Origin of the sequence: Ancylomarina salipaludis (assembly GCF_004122035.1) — a bacterium.
In the GTDB taxonomy this organism is placed as follows: domain Bacteria; phylum Bacteroidota; class Bacteroidia; order Bacteroidales; family Marinifilaceae; genus Ancylomarina; species Ancylomarina salipaludis.
In genome coordinates, this window is record NZ_SAXA01000004.1 from 73,606 (window position 1) to 88,146 (window position 14,541).

The 14,541-nt window shown below is 36.4% G+C and carries 8 protein-coding genes; 1 reads left to right on the top strand and 7 read right to left on the bottom strand.

The features are described from left to right. Positions 1–7: 7 nt before the first annotated feature. From EO244_RS05860 to EO244_RS05875, 5 genes are all read right to left on the bottom strand, one after another. Positions 8–1,882 carry a metallophosphoesterase family protein gene (locus EO244_RS05860; protein WP_129253727.1) on the bottom strand — a complete coding sequence of 625 codons (1,875 nt, stop codon included), beginning with the start codon at positions 1,880–1,882 and terminating at the stop codon, positions 8–10. Positions 1,883–2,107: 225 nt separating this feature from the next. After that, positions 2,108–4,603: an IPT/TIG domain-containing protein gene (locus EO244_RS05865; RefSeq protein ID WP_129253728.1), complete on the bottom strand. Its 2,496-nt coding sequence runs from the start codon at positions 4,601–4,603 to the stop codon at positions 2,108–2,110. Between the two features lie 338 nt (positions 4,604–4,941). Then, the gene (locus EO244_RS05870; protein ID WP_129253729.1) at positions 4,942–7,929 is read right to left on the bottom strand and encodes an insulinase family protein; all 2,988 of its coding nucleotides are present in this window, start codon (positions 7,927–7,929) and stop codon (positions 4,942–4,944) included. 454 nt (positions 7,930–8,383) lie between these two features. Then, on the bottom strand, positions 8,384–8,647 hold the full coding sequence (locus tag EO244_RS16890; protein WP_164977419.1) for a hypothetical protein: 264 nt from the start codon (positions 8,645–8,647) through the stop codon (positions 8,384–8,386). Between the two features lie 3 nt (positions 8,648–8,650). Then, the gene (locus EO244_RS05875; RefSeq protein ID WP_129253730.1) at positions 8,651–9,202 is read right to left on the bottom strand and encodes a sigma-70 family RNA polymerase sigma factor; all 552 of its coding nucleotides are present in this window, start codon (positions 9,200–9,202) and stop codon (positions 8,651–8,653) included. A gap of 227 nt (positions 9,203–9,429) precedes the next feature. On the opposite strand from EO244_RS05875, the gene EO244_RS05880 reads away from it, so the two are divergent. Further along, positions 9,430–12,792: a methylmalonyl-CoA mutase family protein gene (locus EO244_RS05880; protein ID WP_129253731.1), complete on the top strand. Its 3,363-nt coding sequence runs from the start codon at positions 9,430–9,432 to the stop codon at positions 12,790–12,792. A 91-nt stretch (positions 12,793–12,883) separates the two neighbouring features. Here EO244_RS05880 and EO244_RS05885 read toward each other — a convergent pair whose 3' ends face one another. Next, on the bottom strand, positions 12,884–13,810 hold the full coding sequence (locus tag EO244_RS05885; RefSeq protein WP_129253732.1) for an MBL fold metallo-hydrolase: 927 nt from the start codon (positions 13,808–13,810) through the stop codon (positions 12,884–12,886). Positions 13,811–13,982: 172 nt separating this feature from the next. Next, positions 13,983–14,540: a hypothetical protein gene (locus tag EO244_RS05890; protein ID WP_129253733.1), complete on the bottom strand. Its 558-nt coding sequence runs from the start codon at positions 14,538–14,540 to the stop codon at positions 13,983–13,985. Position 14,541 lies beyond the last annotated feature (1 nt).

Genomic DNA, 14,541 nt, shown 5'->3' on the forward strand with positions numbered 1-14,541 from the left:
GTATGTTTTATTCTCTCAAGTCGTATTCATCTATCAATTCGAGTGTATCGGGGTTCTTTACTCTAACTTTTATTTTATTTCCGTCTACATCAATAAGCACAAGTGCATTTTGAGTGGAGAAATTGCGTAAGTGTTTCATCCAGGGTGTTTTTTCCTGGGCGTAGTAGGGTGCACCCGCTGCACCGTTGTTGATTTGGTAAAACGTTCTTGACAGTTTCACTTTCTTATGATTATAGATTTCCGGATAGCGATCCATTTCTTCGGTAATGGTAAGCATGTTGTAGTTATGCTCATCACCCGTAAGTGCGGCTACAGTCTTTGTGCTTTTATTTACAATGATATCCAGTAGTTTGTCCCTGCGTTCAATGATACCTTCTTCGTATGTTTTTCCATTGACTGTAGGTCTCATTCGATTGTCGCCATTATACCACATATCATCTTTTACATGCCCCCCGTTTGGAAAAAAGGGGGTGTGTACTGTCACAAATACATGATCAATGTTTTCGTCTTTCTCTAAACGTTTCAAGGTTCTTTCCAGCCATTTCATCTGATTGTCCATAATGTAGGCATGCAGGTTGCCACTGACAACGCTCAAGCCCTGTGGGCTGTACCAGTAGTCTGAATTCAGTACAACCATGGCTACATTGTCGTAGGTATACCAAAAAACCGATTCTTTATAGGAAGGAAAATCATCCTTACTCTTATCAGGATCGTATTGCGAATTATCTTCGCTTCGGGGACCATTCTCAGGCAATACAAAATTATCCTGAAAAAGAGACTCTCCCGAATCATTTGCAAAGGGGAAATGATCGATCAGATAATTAAAATCCCTGATGGTATCATGAAAGATATAGTTGTAGGCTTCATGATTTCCGAATCCCGGTATAAAAGGGATATAATGCCAATAGGCTTCTACTGCGTGTTTCCAGTTGGCATATTGCAGGTTCATGCGTTGGCGACTCACCTCGTAACCATCTATCAGATCGCCTGTAAACTGAACAAATTTGGCTCCTTCAGCCATACTAAGCGAAGCAATGCGTTTCATGATATAGGCATTGGTGCCAAAAATATCCCGTTCACCGCCACCTTGTCCCGAGCGGGAATCACTACCATAAGCAAAGGTAAACTTTTTACGGCTTCCGGGTATAGGTGCTGTTTCAAAATTATAATTGAACTCAAATTCGCCCAGTGATAACTTATACTTGTATCTGGTTCCAGCTTCCAGATTGTTGATTTCAATTTCGTGAACTAATTTAGCCTTTTTGTCTCTGAAAGTCTTATCGTTCACTTTTATACTTGCCTTCACCTCTTGAGACGTAGTGAATGAAATCACGCAGCTTTTGTGAGTCAATTTATTGACAAATGGTCCTTCGATGGCAGTTGGGGTAGCAGTGAACAGTTTATCCTTATAGATGAATGCTGCTTTTCCATCATAGAGAATCATACCTTTATCGGTTATTATTCGGTAGCCAAGGATACCTTTTCCGGATTTTTGCCAACCAATCATGTCGTATCTGTCTGATAGTTTCCTTGCTATGGGAATATTGGTTTTACCATTAGCAATGGGAGTACTTTCCCTAAAATAGACAGGTTGAGGATATTGACCATCCTCATAGTTGATAAAACCATAGTAGAGTGTTCCATTTAGATCAGGAATTCTAAAATTGAATTCCAGTCCTGTCTCTGTTCCTATTATATTGGTGTAGAAATTGGTAAATCGGAAATAATCGTCGGCGGGTTGTGCGTATATCTTCTGATTGGATATTTGTAGAAAGACACCCTTCTCATCAGATCCTATATTGGAATAAACATCAGGAACCTCCTGAGCTTTTAAGGGAATTATAAGAAGTAGGCAGTACGCCCAGATTAATATTTGTCTCATGGCATCTTGTTTTTTTTGATTTCAATCTCTTGATTTCCATTAAAGATACAATAAGAATTCGACTGGGGAGGTTTTTTTGTGATGTGAAAAAATAATGCGAATCATAGTTTTTAATTTGATTTACCTCCTTAGTTTTTTTTATATATAAAAATTATGCCGTTTTATTTACATGTTTGCGTATTGTAATTTAGTGATAGAATTCATACAAAATACATTTGAAAGATACTAATTGTCTATTGGTATTAGTTTGTTAATGTGGCACTTATTTATAAATATATTGTTGTTGTAGGAGTTCATGAAATATAAAAATTCATTATAAATAAAACAAGCAGAATTAGTCCCAGCTCCAGTAGGAGGTACATATGAATCGTATGTGTTGTCTACAGAATTAAAAATATGAAGAAAATGGACTCGGTTCCATCCTTTAGAAATTATAAACGCCTTTTGATCTTTAATAGCAACGGTTTTTTTTGAAAGAATATTCAAAGTGAAATTATAATTTTCTTCCCAGGAGTCATTTGTGAAATCATATATGAAAGATTTTTCTTGTTCTTCTTGTTTTCCGTATGGATCATAATAAGTAGTAACTGCGAAATAGATTTTATTCCCAATTTCGAATGTTAACGGTTTGCTCTGCCATTTTGAGATTGAAGGGATAGGAGTTTTATTCTTCCATTTTAAAGTTTTTAGATTAAATGATTTTAGCATGCTTTTATTCCCAATAAATAATTCATCCCCTTTTTCAAATGAGAAAAGGTTTCCACTAAACTCTTCACTATCACTAATTATAAATTCTGTTTTCCATTCTTTATCGAATATGGCGTATGATTTAAGTGTTATTTTATTATCATTTCGCAGTAATATTATCAACTTATCTTGAAATATGGTTCTATAAAATCCATTCATAGGATATGAAAAATCAGATTTAAATTCCCATTCTTCACTAATGGGATTAAAAAGATATAGCTTCCTATCTGAAAAAATGAGAGGGGATTCATTTATATTTCCCAGGTATGTGACATAATCGTGATAACTTTTATCTTTTATTGGTTCCCAGGGATTTTTATAGGCTAGCCCTTCAGTAAATTCTGCAAGTTGGCTACCATGTTGTAAGCTAATTTCGGGTTTAGTATCAATAGAAATATAATGATCAGAATCAAATAGGACTTTATAGCTATTATCACTTTTTTCTATTTGTGTTGTGTATTTATTCAGGATTTCAATATGAGGTTCTGAATTAGGATTCACGTTTTCTGTTGTAATTGTATAAACTTGTCCACGCATGAGTACTTTAGGCTGAACATCGAGAATTTTCGCAGGTAGCACATTCAAGACGAATGGTGTTATGGTGTCGAAGAAACCTTCATAATGAAGTGATATGTTTTGAGGACCAGGATAGGCTAATGTTCTTACAGAAATAGTATTTTCATTTATAAATGTTACAGCACAATATTTATCCCCAATTTTTACTTCAGTCTCTTTAATGAAATTTTCACCTTTTATTAAAATTTCATCATCCCCATAAATTGTTTGTTTATTTACCGATTCGATACTTGGTTCTAGCCAACACAGCTCTTTATCGGAGTTTATAATATGCCTATTATACTTTGCTTTAATTTTTTGTTTTAGTACAGGTCTTTTAATTAGTATCTGAATTAAACTATCAGTTTGTTGTATGATCTTATTAGAGTTATCATATTTATCTAATTTAGGGTGCTCAAAATCGTAAATTCCTAGTAGGTTTGTTCCTTTAATAAGCAGTGTGTCGTTATACCAAACCTTCTTTGGAGAAAAAGATTCAATTATTGGTAGAATACCTTCAAGTTGATCAGGGTAAGTAATTTCGCGATCTAAATAATCAAAGGAAATGGATAGTTTACCCAAAGGTATATTCATTGGTATTCTGATTTTTAAAAGGCTGTCAGTTACCAAATCCATAGTGTATTGATATGTATTAACTTTATGCTCATTAATTTTTACTTGTTTAATTGTACTAAAGTTTACTCCATAGAGATTGATTTCATTGCGGGAAACCACTTTAGATTTCGAAACAGAATCAATTCTGGGAGCTTTAATTGTGAACAAATTATTAGTATATACGTTTTGGCCAGCAACATTTAGTTTTAGTTTAAAACTACATTTTTCCATTCCTTTGGGAACAATTACTTTCATAGAGGTATCACAAACCGAAAAAGGGACTGATTTAACGAGATCAAATTCCACAAAATTTCTGTTTCCAAAATAGTGTCCTTTGATTATTAGGGTATCACCAATATTTGCTGAGTCAGGACTAAAAGTTAATTTATCCTCACTAGATCCTCTATAGCTAGTAAACTCTACTTCTTCACCATAGTTTATAATATCATTAACTTTAGCAAATGCCCGAACGACAAATCTTCTATTCTCAAGTAAATTTTCCGTTAAAATACCCTCAAACTCAAAATTGTTGTCTGATGGTGATCCCAATGATAATTTTTCAACTAATGCTTCATCTGGCATTTCAAAGAAATAATTATCTAAATAATAAATGAATCCGTAGTCCTGTATGAGTTCACCTATTGGTGTTTCAACTGTACCAGTAACCCAAACTCCATTAGTATTCGATTCTTCAACTAATAATGTCTTAACTGAAGTTGTCTTGATTTCTTGTTTTTCCGTGTCATTTTTACAAGAAATAAAGATAAAACATAATAGAATTGAGATGAGGAATGAGCTTTTCATATCAGAGAGTATATTCTAGTTTAGTACGAATATAGTTGAATTTTGATTTAGTATTTTCTTTCAACAAAATTACATATATTAATATTATGAAAGGTTTAGTAGGATGATTTTAATGAAAAATAAATTTATAAGTATAGTAGTGATAGGCACATAGATAGGTTAATCGTTTTCTCATGACATTTTCTTTTTTTTGAGGTTTCAATATCTTGATTCTCAATAAATATTCAATATGCGAGGGAGAGAGGGAGCGCGTTCGATTTTGTTTTAAATGTTTGAAGAGTGTGAAAAAATAAAGGAGCCTGTACAGGCTCCTTTGTTTTAGAAATATAAACAATTATTTATTCTTTAAGGCTGATTACTTTGCCAAAAAGTTTTGCATTTTCGTTTACTTTTGCTTCGTTACCATACACACAAATAGCATTCTGTGCTAAAATGTCTTCCACCATTTTTTTCATTTCTTTAATATCTTCCGGTGTGGTTGACAAAACGGCTGCGCGCTCAGCTTTTAACTCTTCGGGTGTTGTTTTCTCGAAGTAATACTGAATGGCACGATTTCCTCTTTGTGAAGCTGTCATAGGGCCATCCATTCGTGAAATTGTACCAATAATATAACGAGTCATCTCTTTTGCATCGGCATCAAACTTTTCCAAATACTCCGGAGTTTTGTTATAATTATTGATGGTTTCTGATAAATTAGGGTCGCGATAAGAAGCAAAATAAACATTGCCACTATTTGAGATCCCTGAAAAACCACCGTAAGCACCACCAATTACACGTATCTGTTTTTGAAGCCAGTCAGTTGAAAGCACTTGATTTAGAACTTTCATTTTACCAGTGTATTCGTATCCCAGTTTTTTCAGGTCGTAACCTTTAACGACATATTGTACTTTCGACGCCGTTTTTAAACCTTCGTTTTTCTTTTTGAAGTCAAATTTCCAATTGTTTAGACTAAGAGATCCTTGTTTAAGGTTTCCTGCAAGGTTTTTAATGCCTGTTGTGTAGGCTATAAAATCTTTTTCATCACAGGTTACTGAACCAATCATATTCTCTTTGGTGAAAAGTAAAGCGGCTGTTTTTTCAAGATTTGCAATAAGCTCGTCGCTTTTTGCCTCGAAATTCTCTGATAAATCAGTTACGAAACGGTAGTAATCCAATCCACTGGTTTCTTCACTGTAAGCACCATATGTTGAGTAATAAGAACGAAGGCGAGTCATAGCATAACCTAAACCATTATTCTTAATGTCAGAGTCAACTCTGGATTGATGACGAGTAAGCAGTTCTTTTAAACGATCCTTATCATTTAGTTTTGAATGATTAATGATCTCATTAGCCAATTCAAACATTTTTTCAGCCTTTTCAGCTGTAGCCTTAGTATAAACGGCAAATTTTGGAATGATCTTGTCATCAGAGTGATTTTCCAAGAAAGTGGTTGTATATGTGTTGAAACCACCTGTTTGAATATTCAAAGCATTATCCAGTTCGCCGTAGGTGTAATTTTCTGTATTCAGTTTACCTAAGAAGGAAGATAAGAGTTCTGCATAAGGAATGAGATCCTGAGGTAATGTGCGGATATCGAAATATAAGTTGCTGTATAGAATATTGTTGGTAAAGGTGTTGTGATGTAAGACCTCTACGTCTGAAATATTCTTTTTATCGATGCCAAACCACTCAATATCACTATTGATATCTGCCAATTCAAGCATTGGGATAGTCGCTATCGCTTCAGGTGTATCCTCTCTTTTTTGATGTGCAATCAATTCTTGTGTTTGCTCAATTAACTTCTCTTTTTCTTCGTCGCTTAAGCCATCCTTAAATGCTTTTAATTCAGCCTTTGTTTCAGCAGTTAATTTTGCTTGTAAACCAGGTTCTGGTTTTAAAACCATCAATAAGGCATGTGGGTTGTTTACCAGATATTTGCTTGTAGTTGTTTCAAGAATATTTGTCGTCAGCGCTTTTTTAGCCTCTTCCAGAGGTTTATTAAACTCAAGGCCAAGGAAAGGATTATCAGCAAACATCCAGCTTTGATAAGATTGGAACAAATACATCATCCCTTTTTGAGGTGTATTGCCTTCTTTCATATTGAATTCCATACGATTCAGAATGCCTTCAATCATGGTTTTATCAAAGCCTTTTTCGGCAACCGTTTTCATCGTTGAAAGAACAATTTCTTTAAAGCGGTCTTTATCTTCAGGGTTGGCATTTTCTACAGTGATATCGAAAACACCTTGTTTTGTCTGGTTGTAATAAGCACTCACGTCGCGACCAATGCCTGCTTCCTGTAGAGCCAGACGTAGGGGAGCTGATTCGTGATTGACAAGTGCATCAGCTAAAACATCGAAAGTTAAACCTAAAGCAATATCGATTCCTTCGCCAGCAACAAAACTCATGTTTAAGAACGTTTTATCTTTAGTTGAATCTCCATCCGAAATGGCATAGGTTTTCTCGGCTTCCTTCATCTTATCGAAAGGCTTTTGCAAAGGAATCTCTATTTTTTCAGTTGATAAATTGTAATTTGATAAATACTCCGTATCGATGAACTGCAGTTCTTTATCTAAATCGCCATTACCATATAATAAAATGTAGCTGTTACCCGGGTGGTAATACTTTTCGTGAAAGGCTACAAATGCTTCCTGAGTTAGATTTGGAATTGCTTTGGGGTAACCTCCCGATGAAACGCCGTAGGTATTATCCGGGAAAAGGATTTTGTTAATCTGGTAGCCCAATTCTCTACCAGGATTCGAGAAAGCCCCTTTCATTTCGTTATAAACCACACCTTTGTAAACCACATCCTCATCTTTACTGGCCAGTTCGTGGTGCCAGCCTTCTTGCTGAAGAACTTTCGGATCTGTACGAAGATTGGGGTTAAAAACCGCATCAAGATAAACATGCATCAGGTTAAAATAATCCTTATCGTTCATACTTGCTACCGGATAAGTAGTAAAATCAGAACCCGTCATGGCATTCAGATAGGTATTTAAGGAACCTTTTATCAGAATATCGAAAGGACTTTTTACAGGGAAATTTTTTGAGCCATTCAATACTGAGTGCTCCATAATGTGAGGTGTGCCACAATCGTTTTGAGGGGTTGTTTTAAATGCGATATTAAACAACTTGTTCTGATCGTCGGCAGCAATTTTTAGCAATCGAGCCCCACTTTTGTCATGTTTAAATAGCAGACAGTTGGCATTTACCTCCTCCACAAATTTTTTCTCGACCAGAGTAAATCCATGGTACTTTTCGCCTGATTGAAATTTCTCTTTGGGGCTACAGGCTGTAAATACAGCTAATACTGCCACCAGAAAGAAAAATGCAATGTTTCTTTTCATGTTAAATGTTTTAGTGATTGTTATTTTGATTTGTTTGGTATTTATAAAATATGATATTTTACAAACTGTAGTAAATATAGTAAAATTCAAATTGGCTTTAGATCTGTGTTCTGCTGATTAATGTTTAAATTATGTGTTTAATCAGATTAATGCCTGATATAACTTGAATTTAAAGCAGATGATATAATTGTTAAAAAAACATAAGATAGAAAACGTGTTACTTTAAGTGGGTTTTTCAGTATGAAGCATATTGGAATAATCAAAAGATGATTTTATGCCTTTTAAAAATGAGCTTTGGGGATTAAATAAATAGATATACTTCAATTTATAATTTTATTTGGTGGCTCTATAACTAGATTTTATTGAATTTTGAACGAAAGCACGAGACATTCTGACTTTTTCAATGAATTTTGACGGAATGGGAGCAATTTATTGATAAGCATTTAGAGTGAATTTAGATATTCCTCATCTTGATAATAATCCGTTTTTCCAGTTTCTTAAAATCAACAGTCATAGCTTCTTTGTTCTTCAAATTATGAATGCATTGTTCGATTAATAAACTGTGTTTGTGGTATTGTTTGCATTTATTACATAGTAGTTTATGGATCTTTAGTTGAAGCTTTTCTTTATGCTTTAATTTGAAATGAATATCTCTTTCTATCAGTTCGCTTGCTTTAAGGCAAGAGAGGAAAAACAGGTGTTTTATCTTTGTTATCATCATTTATTTTTTTAGCCAGTGGGTTTCAATACAATTTCTGAGTTTGAGCTTTGCCCGATGAACGATTTGCCAAAAATTAGTCGTGTTTATTCCCACTTCCTGCCAAATGTTTTCGTCCTTTTTTTCTGATAGATGTTTCAGTTTGACACAGGTTTGCCAATTTTCGGGTAAAGTCTCAAGGCATCTTTTGAGAATAAATTGGAATTCTTCGTCGTTAAGCACCTCTTTTTCATCCTTATGCCAAGCTTGTGGCTTCTTGTGAGAATACCAGGTTTTTTGTTGATTAAAGAAAATGGGTAATCCATTGATTTTAGCTGAATTGTCTGAGTTGAGTTTTTCGCGATAAAAATCGATGATTTTGAGATTCAGTATAGAGAACAACCACGTTTTGGGTGAGCTATCCTCTTTAAGCTGGTGTGTTTTCTCTAAAGCGGTCAGAAAGGTTTCTTGTACCAAGTCTTCGGCTATATCTGTCCGGAAAGTATTATGAAAGGCCCAAGAGTAGAGATCTTTAGTATGAAGATAAACGAGTGTTTCTAAAAATGCTTTGTCCATGAGTATCGGTTAGATAAACTTTATTCATTAAATAATGATGGCAGCAGTTTTTAGTATGTGTAGGAGTAAGCTTAAAGGTAAGAATAAAATACCAAAAACTCTTTTATTTTTTCGCGAATGCTAAGAGTTTGTTATTAAGTAGGATATTCAATTTTGACAACTGGATGGATTCATATTTTTATTGTATATTATAAATCGAAATATGCTATTAACCAAAGCAAATATCTATGTACATACCCAAAAATAAGATTAGAATTGTGACCACAGCTTCGTTATTCGATGGTCACGATGCTTCCATTAATATTATGCGTCGCATTCTTCAGGCTTCAGGTGCCGAAGTGATTCATTTAGGACACAATCGTTCGGTTCAGGAAATAGTCGATTGTGCTATTCAAGAAGATGTTCAGGCAATTGCTGTAACTTCTTATCAGGGAGGGCATAATGAATTTTTCAAGTATATGAGAGATTTATTGATTGAGCGGGATTCCGAACATATTCGAATCTTTGGAGGCGGAGGTGGTGTGATTCTTCCTTCTGAGATAGAGGAATTGGAAGCCTATGGTATTTCTAAGATTTATTCCCCGGATGATGGGCGTGTATTGGGTTTGCAGGGGATGATTAATCATCTGCTTGAGAATTGTGACTTTCCAACAGGAAAAGATGTTTATCTATCTGCAAAGGAAGTAGATAAGCACAATCATCTTGCTTTAGCGCAACTGATATCGGCCGTTGAGAATTATCCCGATGGCGTGGCAGATATCATGTCCATTCTTCGGGAATCTGAAAATGCTTCAAAGGCTTTAACTTTGGGCATTACAGGTACGGGGGGAGCCGGTAAGTCTTCGTTGATTGATGAGATTATTCGCCGTTTTTTGGAGGTTTATCCTGATAAGGAACTGGCTGTTATTTCGGTAGATCCCTCGCGTCGGCGCACGGGTGGCGCACTTTTGGGTGATCGTATTCGCATGAATTCGGTGCATTCCCCTCGGGTTTTTATGCGCTCATTAAGTACGCGTCAATCCAATCTTGCTTTATCCAAACATATAAAGGATGTGCTTTGTATCACTAAAAATGCCGGTTTCGATCTCATTATTCTGGAAACCTCTGGTATTGGGCAATCGGATACCGAGATTATCGATCATTCGGATTGTTCTCTTTATGTGATGACGCCGGAGTTTGGTGCAGCCACACAATTGGAGAAAATCGATATGTTGGATTATGCAGATATCATTGCCATAAATAAGTCGGACAAGCGAGGAGCTTTGGACGCTTTGCGTGATGTGAGAAAGCAGTATCAGCGGAATCATTTGTTATGGGAATCTGAGCCAGGGAGTATGCCTGTATATGGAACGGTCGCTTCTCAGTTTAATGACCCGGGAGTAAATGCCCTTTTCTTATCCATTTGTGAGAAATTAAATGCGATTAGTTCGGGTCAATTTGATTTGAGTGGGGCCAATAAATTGGGGGTTAGTGAAAAGATTCAGGTGATTCCACCTTCTCGGGTTCGTTACCTTTCAGAGATATCAGAAACGGTTCGATTGTATAATAAACGCAGCGAAGAGCAATCTGTAACAGCAGACAAATTGTATTCGCTGCACAAATCAAAGGAAAGCATTCATTCGGGGGGAAAAGATGAGAAGCTTTTGACTGGAAAATTAGATCAGTTAATTGGAGAATATGAAGAGAAGCTGGACAGAGAAAATCTGAGACTAATAAACAATTGGCCTGAGAAGCAGAAACGTTTTTCGGCTGATTATTATACCTATCAGGTTCGGGGAAAAGATTTTAAAATTGAAACCTGTGGTGAGACCTTATCGCATAATAAAATACCTAAGATTGCTTTACCCAAATATCGGTCATGGGGGGACATTCTGAAATGGAATTTAAGAGAAAATGTGCCTGGTGAATTTCCTTACGCAGCAGGTGTTTTCCCTTTTAAACGTGAGGGGGAAGATCCAACGAGAATGTTTGCAGGCGAAGGTGGTCCCGAAAGAACCAATAAGCGATTTCACTACCTGTCAAAAGGAATGCCGGCCATTCGTTTGTCTACAGCCTTCGATTCGGTAACCCTTTATGGTGAAGATCCCGATGATCGCCCGGATATCTACGGTAAGATTGGAAATGCAGGGGTCTCAATTGCTTGTCTGGATGATGCGAAAAAATTGTATTCCGGTTTTGATTTGATGTCACCCATCACTTCTGTATCGATGACCATTAATGGTCCTTCGGCTACTATGGTGGCTTATTTTATGAATGCAGCTATTGATCAGCAATGCGAATTGTATATTAAACAGAATGGTTTAGAGAAGATAATTGAAGAAAAACTTGAAGCCATATTTAAAACAAGAAAAGCCAAACGACCCAGCTATCAGGGGCCGCTTCCTGAAGGAAATAACGGGCTTGGTTTAATGCTATTGGGTGTGACCGGAGATATGGTTTTGCCTGAAGAGGTTTATCAAAAGATAAAGGCAGAAACCATGAGCCGTGTGCGTGGCACTGTACAGGCTGATATCCTGAAGGAAGACCAGGCTCAGAATACCTGCATTTTCTCAACGGATTTTTCATTGAAGTTGATGGGGGATATTCAGGCTTATTTTATCGATCATGAGGTACGTAATTTCTATTCGGTTTCTATTTCGGGTTACCACATTGCTGAAGCGGGGGCTAATCCTATTAGTCAATTGGCGTTTACCTTAGCTAATGGTTTTACCTATGTGGAGTATTACCTTTCGCGGGGAATGGATGTGAATGCCTTTGCACCCAATCTTTCTTTTTTCTTCTCGAATGGTGTGGATGCCGAATACGCCGTTTTAGGCCGCGTTGCCCGTTTGATCTGGGCCAAGGCCATGAAGTTTAAATACGGGGCTGACAAACGCTCTCAGAAGCTAAAATACCATATTCAGACTTCGGGTCGTTCGCTGCATGCTCAGGAAATGGATTTTAATGATATTCGAACCACTTTGCAGGCCCTTTATGCCATTTACGACAATTGCAATTCCTTGCACACCAATGCTTATGATGAGGCCTTGACCACACCAACTGAGGAATCGGTTCGACGGGCTATGGCTATTCAGTTGATTATCAATCACGAATTGGGTTTGGCCATGAATCAAAATCCCATGCAGGGCTCTTTTATTATTGAGGAACTGACCGATTTGGTTGAGGAGGCCGTTTTGCTCGAGTTTGATCGAATTACCGATCGTGGCGGTGTGTTGGGAGCAATGGAGACCATGTATCAGAGAAATAAGATTCAGGAAGAATCGCTTTATTACGAACGCCTTAAAAACTCGGGCGATTTGCCTATTATTGGCGTGAATACCTTTTTATCAAGTACAGGTTCTCCTACAGTTATTCCCGAAGAGGTGATTCGGGCAACTAAGGAAGAGAAAGAATACCAGATTGCTTCGATAGAAGGCTTGCATGAAACCTATTCGGAAGAGGCGGCTAATAGTCTGAATGATTTAAAAGCGAAAGCTATAGCCAATCAGAACATTTTTGAAACTTTGATGGATGCGGCTAAGTATTGCTCTATTGGGCAAATTACCCATGCTCTTTTCGAAGTCGGAGGTAAGTACCGTAGAAATATGTAATCGGCCTTATTGCCAAGCTACAATCTGTACAAAAACAAAATCCCAACCTGGCTTAATAGGTTGGGATTAATTCTGTATGCACTTCCAAATTTTAATAGATATCCAAATCTTTACCTACAATGACTTTCCCTTTATAAGTTGTTGAAATTTCATCAAGTAATTTCTTGTCGTCAGAACCCCAAAATAGAATATGATATAACACGATAAGTTTCGGTTTGGCCTGATTCGCAATAGCGGCAAGCTCAAGGGTCGAAGTATGATTATGCTTGTGGTAGTTTCTCCAAAAATCATTTTTAGTATCGTATCCTTTTTTGGAATAAACTTCATGAATCAGGATGTCTGCACCCTTAGCATATTCAACGACTTTATCAGATGGAGCGGAATCACCTGATAATACGATGACTTTATCAGGTGTTGTGAACCGGAATCCCCAGGAATTAGGCCATGTTCCATGTGGTACAGGAAAGGCTTCAACTTTAATATTTTCATCTTTATAGATAAGTCCTTCTTTTGTAAACTCGTGGCTGTTGACGCGCCATCCCTGATTATTGGCTGGTTCGTATCCATATAAACGGTATTTGATATCATCTTCGTAAGCTTCCAATATATGATTGGTCATCTTGTTAATACCTTCGGGGCCATATACCTCAAGAGGCTCATTACGTCCCATCACCCAAGGAGTGAGAATCAGATCGGGATAACCCGTCGTGTGGTCAGAATGCAAGTGGGTGAGAAAAGCGTGTTTGATATTCTTGATATCAAGCCCTTTTATTTTGCCTTTATACCGGGGACTCATGGCAGCTGCCTGTCTAATTAAACCCGGACCAAAATCGACAATATATGGGGTGTCATTTACAACGATGGCTACTGAGCAACCTGACTGTGACGGACTGGGATTGGGGTTGCCCGATCCAAGCATCACAATTTGAGTTGTTTTGGAATCAGAATAGTCGGTTTGAGCCAATAGGCTAACAGAAGATAAAATAAATAGAAGAGTAAAAAAAGTCAGTTGTTTCATAAGTTACTGTTTTTATCAGGTTCGGTTTTGGATTGCTAAAAATAGTGAAAATGTCATATAACCTTGTTTTGTACCCGTATTTTTGTTTTTATGTTTGGACAAAAAAAATCCCAACCTGTTTCTGTAACTTGTTGGGATTTAAGTGTTGGAGTAGAGCCTTTTCTAAAATAATTTAATCTTCATTAAGAACTTTCGCTTTTTCTACTTTTTCTTTAAGCTCTTTTAGTTTTTCTTCAGCTCGATTAATTTTGTCTTTTTTCTCTTTGTATTGTTCTTCAGAAAGCTTTTTGTCATTTTTGTCTTTTTCGAGTTGCTCCTTCGACTGTTTAATTTTTTCCTTTGCTGTTTTTATTTTATTGTCTTTTTCTTTAATCGCTTTGTCAAGCTCTTCAGCTTTTTGTTCTTTTAGCAATTTTGCCTGACGAGCTCTTTCTTGTCCAAATTCTTTTCCTTTAAGTTCTTTATTTTTACCATAAGCATGTCCTTCTTTATCCATTTCGGATTTAAGCTCTTCCTTATCCTTATTCATTTTAGCTTTTTCGGCATGCTCTTTTTTTTCCAGATGTTCTTTTTTCTCTTTACTCATTTTTTGTAAAGAGTCTTTTTTCATCTTCACTGCTTTTTCAGTTTTTGCTTTTTCCTTTTTGTCTTTTCCCTTTTGCGCAAGTGTTATCTGGCTTGTACAAACCATTAGAAAAAAGGACAATAGAATTATCATATACTTTTTCATA

Coding starts and splice junctions, on each gene's coding strand:
- EO244_RS05860 (WP_129253727.1), bottom strand. CDS start 1,882: ATGAGACAAATATTAATCTGGGCGTACTGCCTACTTCTTATAATTCCC.
- EO244_RS05865 (WP_129253728.1), bottom strand. CDS start 4,603: ATGAAAAGCTCATTCCTCATCTCAATTCTATTATGTTTTATCTTTATT.
- EO244_RS05870 (WP_129253729.1), bottom strand. CDS start 7,929: ATGAAAAGAAACATTGCATTTTTCTTTCTGGTGGCAGTATTAGCTGTA.
- EO244_RS16890 (WP_164977419.1), bottom strand. CDS start 8,647: ATGATAACAAAGATAAAACACCTGTTTTTCCTCTCTTGCCTTAAAGCA.
- EO244_RS05875 (WP_129253730.1), bottom strand. CDS start 9,202: ATGGACAAAGCATTTTTAGAAACACTCGTTTATCTTCATACTAAAGAT.
- EO244_RS05880 (WP_129253731.1), top strand. CDS start 9,430: ATGTACATACCCAAAAATAAGATTAGAATTGTGACCACAGCTTCGTTA.
- EO244_RS05885 (WP_129253732.1), bottom strand. CDS start 13,810: ATGAAACAACTGACTTTTTTTACTCTTCTATTTATTTTATCTTCTGTT.
- EO244_RS05890 (WP_129253733.1), bottom strand. CDS start 14,540: ATGAAAAAGTATATGATAATTCTATTGTCCTTTTTTCTAATGGTTTGT.